Source organism: Rhodococcus sp. (in: high G+C Gram-positive bacteria) (assembly GCF_049286785.1).
Classification (GTDB): domain Bacteria; phylum Actinomycetota; class Actinomycetes; order Mycobacteriales; family Mycobacteriaceae; genus Rhodococcus_F.
Window position 1 is genome coordinate 1 of record NZ_JBAQEO010000022.1, and the last position, 1,960, is coordinate 1,960.

General features: G+C 65.7%; 1 protein-coding gene and 1 pseudogene. Both read left to right on the plus strand.

The features are described from left to right. Positions 1-593, plus strand: a pseudogene (locus WAW17_RS01065) (acyl-CoA dehydrogenase); the annotation flags it as partial. A gap of 15 nt (positions 594-608) precedes the next feature. Further along, positions 609-1,904 (plus strand): LLM class flavin-dependent oxidoreductase, encoded by a 1,296-nt coding sequence (locus tag WAW17_RS01070; RefSeq protein WP_422331182.1) that lies wholly within the window; start codon positions 609-611, stop codon positions 1,902-1,904. Positions 1,905-1,960 lie beyond the last annotated feature (56 nt).

A 1,960-nucleotide genomic window follows, 5' to 3' on the forward strand; every position in this document is an offset into this window, starting at 1 on the left:
GTACAACGGTATTCGACGGTGTCGCGGTGGCCGAGTCGGAGACGCTGCCTTTCCGTGGTGGTGACACGGAGACGCGGCCTCGCCAGGGCCTCCCTCAGCTCTATCTGCACGCGATCGCGGCGGGCATCCTGCGGACTGTTACGTCCGAGGCGGTCGAGCTGGTTCGTGCCCGCAAGCGCAGCTTCGTATTCGCAGTCGTGGAGGAGCCGCGTCACGATCCGCAGCTGCTCGAGATCGTCGGCACCCTGTCCGCTGCGGCGTTCGCGGCGGAGTCGGTGGTGCGTGCCGCCGCGGCGGCCCAGGACGTCGCGGCCGATGTGGCACGCACGGTCGGAGTCGATGCCCGGCTCGAGCAGGAGGCCGCCGTACTGGCAGCCAAGGTCAAGATCTCCATCGAGGACATCGCGCTCCGAGCAGCCACCAGGTTGTTCGAGGTGGGAGGAGCCTCGGCCACGAGGGAGTCGGCGCATCTCGACCGCCATTGGCGCAACCTGCGAACCCTGTTCTCCCACAACCCCACGGTGTACAAGGCCCGGGTGATCGGCGACCTCGTGGTCAACGATGCTCCGCTGCCCGACACCGGATACTTCTGAAGACGGAGCGGTGTCATGAATCGATCTCGACGTGAACTTGTGCTCAATGTGAACGTGCTCGACGTGGGAGTGGCTCCCGGAGCGTGGACGCTCGACGACGTGCATTCGCTCTCGTTCGTCGACCTCGACCATTTCGTCCGGGTCGCGCAGATCGCCGAGCGCGGAACCTTGGACGCGTTCTTCCTCGCCGACGGTCCGGGTTTCTGGGAGAACCCGAGAGTGAAGCCGACGCGGGCACTGGAGCCATCGGTGATTCTGTCTGCCGTGGCCACGGCGACCGAGAATCTCGGCCTGATCGGCACCGCCTCGACCACGTTCAACGACCCGTTCGATCTCGCCGAGCGGTTCCTCACGCTGGACTACATCAGTGGTGGACGGGTGGCGTGGAACGTGGTGACCACGTATTCACCGACCGCAGCGGCAAATTTCGGCTTCGAGCAGATTCCTGATCGTGATCACCGCTACCGGCGCGCGGAGGAGTTCGTGGGCGTGGTGACGGAACTGTGGAACAGTGCCCGAACCGGTGTCCCGGTCGCGCATCACAGCGAGTTCTTCGACATCGACGGCGTGCTGCGTGTGCCGCCGTCCGAGCAGGGGCAGCCGCCGCTCGTTCAGGCCGGCGGATCGCCTGCGGGCCGTGAGCTCGCGGGACGCACCGCACACGGCGTCTTCTCGGCAGAGTTGACTCTTGCTGCGGGCCGCAAGAACTACAAGCATGTCAAGGACGTCGCGCGTGGGGCCGGCCGGAACCCCGACGATGTGAAGATCCTGCCGGGCCTGATCACAGTGATCGGCTCGACCGAAGCGGAGGCGGTTGCGCGACACGAACAGTTACGCACTCACGTTCCCCCGAACTTCGGCTGGGACCGATTGAGTCTGACGCTGGGGGTGCCTGTCGCCGAGCTGGACTTCGACAAGCCGATCCCGGAGTCGCTGCTGGACGGACCGCCCGACCCCGTCACGTATACGGGGTCGCTCGGCTTTCGCGAATCGGTCGTCGGGTTGGCCCGGGAGCGGAATCTGACCCTGGCTCAGCTTCTTCGCGAACTCGATGGCGGCGGTGGGCACCGGGCCGTGATCGGCACCCCGGAGCAGGTTGCGGACACCATCGAGGAATGGTTCCTCACCGGCGCCGCGGACGGATTCAACCTCATGCCCGACGCCTTCCCGTCCGGACTCGAAACCTTTGTCGTCCACGTGGTTCCCCTGCTCCGCAAGCGAGGACTGTTCCGTCACGAGTACCAGGAGAAGACTCTCCGAGAGCGGTTCGCGGTGCCACTGGCCGACGTCCGGGAGCCGGTCACCGCCTGAATCGGGCAGAAGAAACGAAGCGCGCACCATAACCGCCACTGCAACTATATTCGAGG